The organism is Actinokineospora sp., assembly GCF_050699995.1.
In the GTDB taxonomy this organism is placed as follows: domain Bacteria; phylum Actinomycetota; class Actinomycetes; order Mycobacteriales; family Pseudonocardiaceae; genus Actinokineospora.
The window spans coordinates 1-5863 of the sequence record NZ_JBOHGC010000442.1; the positions used below are offsets into that span (position 1 = coordinate 1).

Annotated in this window: 7 protein-coding genes and 2 pseudogenes; 1 reads left to right on the forward strand and 8 read right to left on the reverse strand. The window is 68.3% G+C overall.

Features of this window, described 5'->3' with window-relative positions:
- The 8 genes and pseudogenes from ACRDSQ_RS22145 to ACRDSQ_RS22180 form a co-directional block, all read right to left on the reverse strand.
- Nucleotides 1-743: pseudogene (locus ACRDSQ_RS22145) on the reverse strand (DUF4241 domain-containing protein); the annotation flags it as partial.
- A gap of 118 nt (nt 744-861) precedes the next feature.
- Nucleotides 862-1026, reverse strand: a complete 165-nt coding sequence (locus ACRDSQ_RS22150; protein WP_431423710.1) for a DUF664 domain-containing protein — start codon at nt 1024-1026, stop codon at nt 862-864.
- A gap of 73 nt (nt 1027-1099) precedes the next feature.
- Nucleotides 1100-1456, reverse strand: a pseudogene (locus tag ACRDSQ_RS22155) (DUF664 domain-containing protein); the annotation flags it as partial.
- Between the two features lie 96 nt (nt 1457-1552).
- Nucleotides 1553-2425: a hypothetical protein gene (locus tag ACRDSQ_RS22160; protein WP_431423711.1), complete on the reverse strand. Its 873-nt coding sequence runs from the start codon at nt 2423-2425 to the stop codon at nt 1553-1555.
- Nucleotides 2422-3459, reverse strand: a complete 1038-nt coding sequence (locus ACRDSQ_RS22165) for a hypothetical protein (protein WP_431423712.1) — start codon at nt 3457-3459, stop codon at nt 2422-2424. Before ACRDSQ_RS22165 ends, ACRDSQ_RS22160 begins: the two co-directional genes overlap by 4 nt.
- 113 nt (nt 3460-3572) lie before the next feature.
- Nucleotides 3573-4544 carry an NAD(P)-dependent alcohol dehydrogenase gene (locus tag ACRDSQ_RS22170; RefSeq protein WP_431423714.1) on the reverse strand — a complete coding sequence of 324 codons (972 nt, stop codon included), beginning with the start codon at nt 4542-4544 and terminating at the stop codon, nt 3573-3575.
- Complete coding sequence (locus tag ACRDSQ_RS22175; RefSeq protein WP_431423716.1) at nt 4541-4768, reverse strand: helix-turn-helix transcriptional regulator; 228 nt, start codon at nt 4766-4768, stop codon at nt 4541-4543. The genes ACRDSQ_RS22170 and ACRDSQ_RS22175 overlap by 4 nt, the downstream gene beginning before the upstream one ends.
- Entirely contained in the window at nt 4762-5190 is a 429-nt protein-coding gene (locus ACRDSQ_RS22180) for a hypothetical protein (RefSeq protein ID WP_431423717.1), read from the reverse strand. Before ACRDSQ_RS22180 ends, ACRDSQ_RS22175 begins: the two co-directional genes overlap by 7 nt.
- 166 nt (nt 5191-5356) lie before the next feature.
- On the opposite strand from ACRDSQ_RS22180, the gene ACRDSQ_RS22185 reads away from it, so the two are divergent.
- The gene (locus tag ACRDSQ_RS22185) at nt 5357-5737 is read left to right on the forward strand and encodes a hypothetical protein (RefSeq protein ID WP_431423719.1); all 381 of its coding nucleotides are present in this window, start codon (nt 5357-5359) and stop codon (nt 5735-5737) included.
- Nucleotides 5738-5863: the final 126 nt, after the last annotated feature.

Consider the following 5863-nt stretch of genomic DNA (forward strand, 5'->3'; position numbering starts at 1 on the left):
GTGGTGAACGGCTCCACCCCGTCGAGCCAACCCGGGTCGGCTGCCGCCAGTCGCCCGGACACCAATCGGGCCACCCCGGCGCGGTGGATCTCCGTGATCACCATGTTGTCGCTGTCCTGCAGCGAATACCGAACGCCGGGCCGGAAGAACGCGGCGGGATCGCCGGGAGCCAGCGGAATCGGCGGCCGCCATGGTGGCGCGGTCGCCGGGTCGAGCACCTCATCGACGTGCCGCACGGCGAGCGGGCCGAGGCCGAAAAGGCTCGACCAGTCGCCGAATTGAGGGACGGGGTGCACGGCCGCGGCCGGGTCGCCGTGGGTCTGCGTCGCCCGCATTCCGCCGCCGTCGCCATTCGGGGCCACCTCATGCTCCACCCGACCGGAGCGGAAGCTCCTGATGCGCTCTTGGCCTGCGTGCCGGTCGAACTCGGCCTGCTCATCCGAGTGGTAGGTCCAAATCCCGATGTCGGTGACGAACAACCCGCCTTCCGGGAGGAGACGGCACTCCGTGACGTGCACGCGCCTGCCCTGCTCATCGAAACGCGACGCGCGCACGAACCGATGCGTTCCGGCCCACTCGACCATGGCCGGCGCACGGTCGCCGCCCACCGCCGCCACCGCGAACTGCTCTCCCGTCACGTGGCGACGCCGCGCCTCCTCGGCGCCGATGCGCCCCACGAGCGATCGTGCGTCGGGGTCGAACCCCTCGCAGTAAACGAGGTCCACGGTGATCTCTTCAGGCATGGCGCCGACGGTAGCAACCTGCCACGACAGTCCGATCCGTTCCGCCCACGGCGTGCACCGGTGGCGAATGTGGTCGCAGAAGTCCTTGTCGAGTTCCGGTCGCCGACCGGGAATGACGTCATGGTTGCGTTCGGGGACGCCATCCTGCTGGCGGGTCCTCGCCGACCACTCCGTCCACCGCCTCGCGGAGCAGGTCGGCGTGCCCGGTGTGGCGGCCGTACTCCTCGACCAGGTCGTAGATGAGTCGGCGGAGGCTGGCGTGCCTGCCGTCCTCGTCGGACACGTGGACCAGTTGGTCGAGTCCGCCGTCGGCCAGGGGCCGCGGCCAGTCGGGTGCGGGAGCGGTCGACGGCGGCGTCCCAGAAGACGTAGAGCTGTGCGGGGGTGTCGTCGCAGGCGGAGGTGAAGGGCCAGTCCGGCTGGTCGCGCCAGTCGACGGTGGTCCACGGCGCGCCCAGCGGCTCGCCACGCAGTTTGGCGGTGAACGTGTAGTCCTCCACTACGGCCAAGTGTTTGAGCAGGCCGCCCAACGTCAGCGATGAGGCGCCGATGCGCAGCCGAAGGCCTGCCGCGTCGAGGTTGTCGGCCTTCCAGCGGAAGGTCGCGCGCAGGCGTTCGAGAGCGCCGACGACGTGCTCGACCTCGGTGCCCGCAAGGGGCGGCTCCCAAGGGCTATCGGTCATGGGAGCCACCATAAGCCGCCCCAGGGACATCTCGCTCGCACAGCCCGACCGCGGCGGCGGGCCTGTCCAGGAGTCCGGGTTGCGGGCAAGGGCGGCGCGGTGGTGAAATCCGTCGCTTTCCTGGGATCAGGGACTTGTGCGACAAGTCGAGGGTTGCGTCGTGCAGTCGTGGCGCGCCGCTGTTCCGGTGTCGCCACTGTGCATGTTGTACTCGATCTGGTGGTTGCTCCATGCGGTGGTGGTGAACGGTTTCGCGCTTGGTGGCGGCACGATGACCTGTGCGCGGCCACCGCGGTACGAGTACTCGATACGGACGCGCCACTGGCAGTAGCACTTCGTCGTGGACGCGCGGATCATCAAGTGTTCGGGCTTGCCCTCCTCGACGTAGCGGATCTTCCCGTTGGCGAGGTACGGCGCCATCGGTTTCGTGGGATCCGCTGACTCGTCCCGTACCAACGCGGGAATCTCGCCACCGATGAAGGAGTCGAGCTGGAAGTCGAACTGGGCCACGTCGCCGACGCCCTGCGGATCGGCGATGAACGCGGTCCCGGCCAGCGGCGGTCGGCGATGTTCGACAACCGCCGTGACCTTCTCGATGGCGATCTGACCGGCGCGGTTGCTGATCAGCGTGACCTTGTGTCCGGAGGTGCCCATCTGAGCGCCGTCCCGGTCGACGACTGCCTTGTAGTCGAACGTCGATATCGGCTCGGTGACAACGAAGTCCGTGGCCCAGTACGCCCCGGCGATCAGTGAGGGGTAGTTCTCACCGCTCGCGGCGAGCTTCTGCTCGCCGAACAGGTCGCGTGTGCGGTCCACCGCCCAGGGCGCGATCCCTGGAATCGCGACGGTGAGGATCAGCGGGGTCATGGTCGCGGCCAGCCACTTGGGACCCCGGCCGAGGTTGCGCCACCAGGACAGTGCCGGACCGGCCTCGGGCTTTCGCCGCGCGTCCTTCGGCGCGGCTTCGCGTGTGACGCGCCGTTTCCGGTTGCGACTCATGACAGAGCTTCCGTTCGCTGGTCATTCTCGTCGTGGTCGGTGTCGTCTTGGACGCTTTCGGGGGGTGCGTTGAGGGTGCCCGTTGCCAGGAAGATCAGCAGGAGCGGCACCGCCGCGAGTGCCGCGAGGTAGGCCGGACCAACCCCCAGATACCCCAGTTCGACGCTGATCTTGCTGGTGAGCTTGCTGGGATCCCACAGCAGGAGCGCGTTGATGGACAGGACGGCGAGCAGCCCGCCGCACACATGCAGCGCCGCCGCGCGCAGCACGCGGCGGGCGCTCCCCACGGTCAAGGCCATGCCGACGAGCAGCACGAGGGTGCTGACCAGTCCGCCCCGGTAGATCCCCTGCCACCCGGCCGCGATCGCGGGCATCGCATCTCCGGTGTCCAGTTCGAACCAGGGCAGGGCCAGGGACAGCACGATCAACGGCCCGGCCACGGCCAACGAGATCCACCGGACAGACCTCAGTCGTCGCGGTGGCATCACCGAGTCCTCGATGGGGATCAGTGCGATCCGATCGGAGGGGACCACCACCGCGAGGGCCAAACCGAGGCCGATCAGAAGCAGTCCCGCGGCATAGAGAGTCAGTCCCGCCAACGGTGACACCGGTAGGTCCGCGGCCGTTCCCGCCAGCGAGTGCCTGCGGTCCCAGGCCACGACCAGATGGTCGGGAAGCGCTGCGCGGAGTGCGTCGGTGTTCGGGCGCAGCGCCGCAAACAGTCCTGTCACCGCGGGCACCGGGGTCAGCATCGTCGCGGCGACCCGGACCAGGATGGTGGGCCGCCGCCCGATCGCGAACCCCGTCGCCGCCGCCACGGCCGTGATGACCAGGAGCAACGCGAAGATCGGCCCTTGGCCGGCGAGGCTCGTCACCGACAACGTCTGCGCCGTCTCGCCATACGGAAGAGCCACCAAGACCCATGGCAGCGTGAGCGCTACCACGGCCAACCCGAATCCGATGCCGGACAGCACCAGCCCGCCGATCCAGGTCGTCGTCACCCCTGGTGGCGTGGTGCGGTCCGGCTCGATCATCGGCTGAGACACTCAATCCCCCAAGAGACGCGCGCCGGAGACATCACTGGCCGGAGCCAGGGCCACGCCTAGGGTAGTGGCTTGGCGAACGCGGCGGCCACGATTCGTGCGGCTCAGAGGGTGATGACGACCTTGCCGCGGGCGTTGCCCTCCTTGAGGTGGCGAATCGCCTTGGCGGCCTCGCCCAACCGGAACGAGCGCTCGATGACCGGGGTGAGCTCGCCCGCCTCGATGAGCGCCGACAGCACTTCCAGGTCGGCGCTGGTCTCCTTGGAGATCAGGCCGCGCAGCCGGTGGCCGATGAACGGTGAGAGCAGGGCCGCGCGCAGCGAACGGCCGATGCCGCCGGTCCACTTGCCGCCCGCTTCGCCGCCGACGATGACCAGTGTCCCTTTGGCCGTGAGGGCGGGCCGAAGTCGCGACAGCGGCCGGTTGCCGGCGATGTCGAGGATGAGGTCGTAGCGGCGGGTGCCCGCGGCGAAGTCCTCAACCGTGTAGTCGATGACGTGGTCGGTGCCGATCGAGCGAACAAGGTCGACCTTCGTGGTGCTGCAGACGCCGGTGACCTCGGCGCCGGAGGCTTTCGCGAGCTGCACGGCGAACGTGCCCACGCCACCGGCCGCGCCGACGACCAGAACATGTTGTCCCGCCTTGACTTCACCCGCGTCACGCAGGGCCTGCAGCGCGGTCCAGGCGGAGATCGGGACGGCCGCCGCCTGCTCGAAGGTGAGGCTCGCGGGCTTGTGCGCCAAGCGGTCCTCGCGGGCCGCGGCGTACTCGGCGAACGATCCCTCGCAGGCGCCGTAGACCTCGTCGCCGGGCTTGAACCGGGTGACGTTCCCGCCGACCGACTCGACCCGCCCGGCGACGTCACGCCCACGCGTGGGCACCTTCGGCTTGCGTAAACCGAAGCCCAGAACTCTTAGCAGGTACGGCATCCCGGTCATCAGGTGCCACACACCGGGGTCGACACCCGCGGCGCGCACGGCCAGCAGCACTTCGTTGTCACCGGCGACCGGCCGGTCGATGTCGCGCAGTGCCAACACATCCGCCGAACCGTAGGTGTCCTGGACGATGGCCTTCATGAGGTTTCTCCTTCTGGGTACTGGAACACGTCGTCGAGCGGGACGTCGAACACCTTGGCGATCTGGAACGCCATCTCCAGGGACGGTGAGTAGCGGCTCTGTTCGATGGCGATGACGGTCTGGCGGGTGACGCCGATGCGCTTGGCCAATTCGGCCTGCGTCATCTCCCCGTGCGCGAATCGGAGGGCGCGGATCGTGTTGGTGACCTTGGTCGACTTCACCATGGCTGGAAACCCCGGCGGTAGGCGGCGAGTTTGGCCATGGACCCGAGGACCGCGGACAGCGCGAAGCCGAGGTAGATCGCGTTGGCGATCCAGAAGTGGTTCCACTCGGCCATCGACATCAACATCGCGGCCACCGCGCCGATGACGACGAACGACATGCCGATGTTGTCGCCGAACCGGGCGATCTCACGGTCGCGCTGGTCTTTCTGCGCGGCTTCCTCGCGCGACGCGATCGAGACCACGATGTTCAGCACGATCGCCGCCACGATCGAGCCGATGATGGTCCACAGCATCGTCGACACATAGGGCACGTCGGCCAGCGGAATGTCGCCCGCCCGCCCGAGAACGGTGATCAGGTAGGCCGCGTACGCGGCGACCGTGACCACCAGCATGATCCACGCGCGTTTCTCTTCGAACGCCACAGCAGCTCCCGATGTAAAGCAAAGTTGACATGGACGAACGTAAGGCAGAACTGACTCCATGTCAAAGTTTCTTTACTCAGATCCGGCCGCTCGACCCTGGTCGGCCGCGGCGGGGCGGACATATGTTCCGGCGGTCGGGGCCACCTTGGGATGCCCGGGAGCTGCCATGAGACGTCTCGCGCTTGTTCTCTCGACCATCGCGCCGCTGGTCGGCGCGGCGCCGTCCGCCCTGGCCGACGAGCCGGTACGGGTGCGGGTGCTGACCTGTTCGGACGGCACGACGTTCACCGGCGAACAGGTCCGGTTCGGTGCGGGCGCACCTCCCCGGACCTGGCGCAACGTCGTCACCGGCGAGGACCCGGTGGCGTTCGTCTTCTTCGCGTCCATCGTCACCGCGCCGGACGGGACCGTGGTCGAGGCCATCAGCTGGGACCACAGCCAGGGCGTCGAGCGGAATCGTGAACTCGTGACCTGCGGATTCATCATCCCCGAAGGACCGCTGACCGGCTATGCGGCCGACTTCGTCGGCTACGTCATCGGCGCCTGAGCCTCACTCGCAGGCGATTCCGTCGCTGTCGCGGTCGAGGTCGTAGATGTCGCTGCCGATGACCCGGATCGGTCCGCGCACGTAGGCCGGGCCGTTGACGCTGCCGCCCGCGCAGTCGACGTCGGA

Bases quoted from the DNA above. Each gene is read 5' to 3' on its own strand.
- ACRDSQ_RS22160 (WP_431423711.1), bottom strand. From the start codon at position 2,425: ATGAGTCGCAACCGGAAACGGCGCGTCACACGCGAAGCCGCGCCGAAG.
- ACRDSQ_RS22165 (WP_431423712.1), bottom strand. From the start codon at position 3,459: ATGATCGAGCCGGACCGCACCACGCCACCAGGGGTGACGACGACCTGG.
- ACRDSQ_RS22170 (WP_431423714.1), bottom strand. From the start codon at position 4,544: ATGAAGGCCATCGTCCAGGACACCTACGGTTCGGCGGATGTGTTGGCA.
- ACRDSQ_RS22175 (WP_431423716.1), bottom strand. From the start codon at position 4,768: ATGGTGAAGTCGACCAAGGTCACCAACACGATCCGCGCCCTCCGATTC.
- ACRDSQ_RS22185 (WP_431423719.1), top strand. From the start codon at position 5,357: ATGAGACGTCTCGCGCTTGTTCTCTCGACCATCGCGCCGCTGGTCGGC.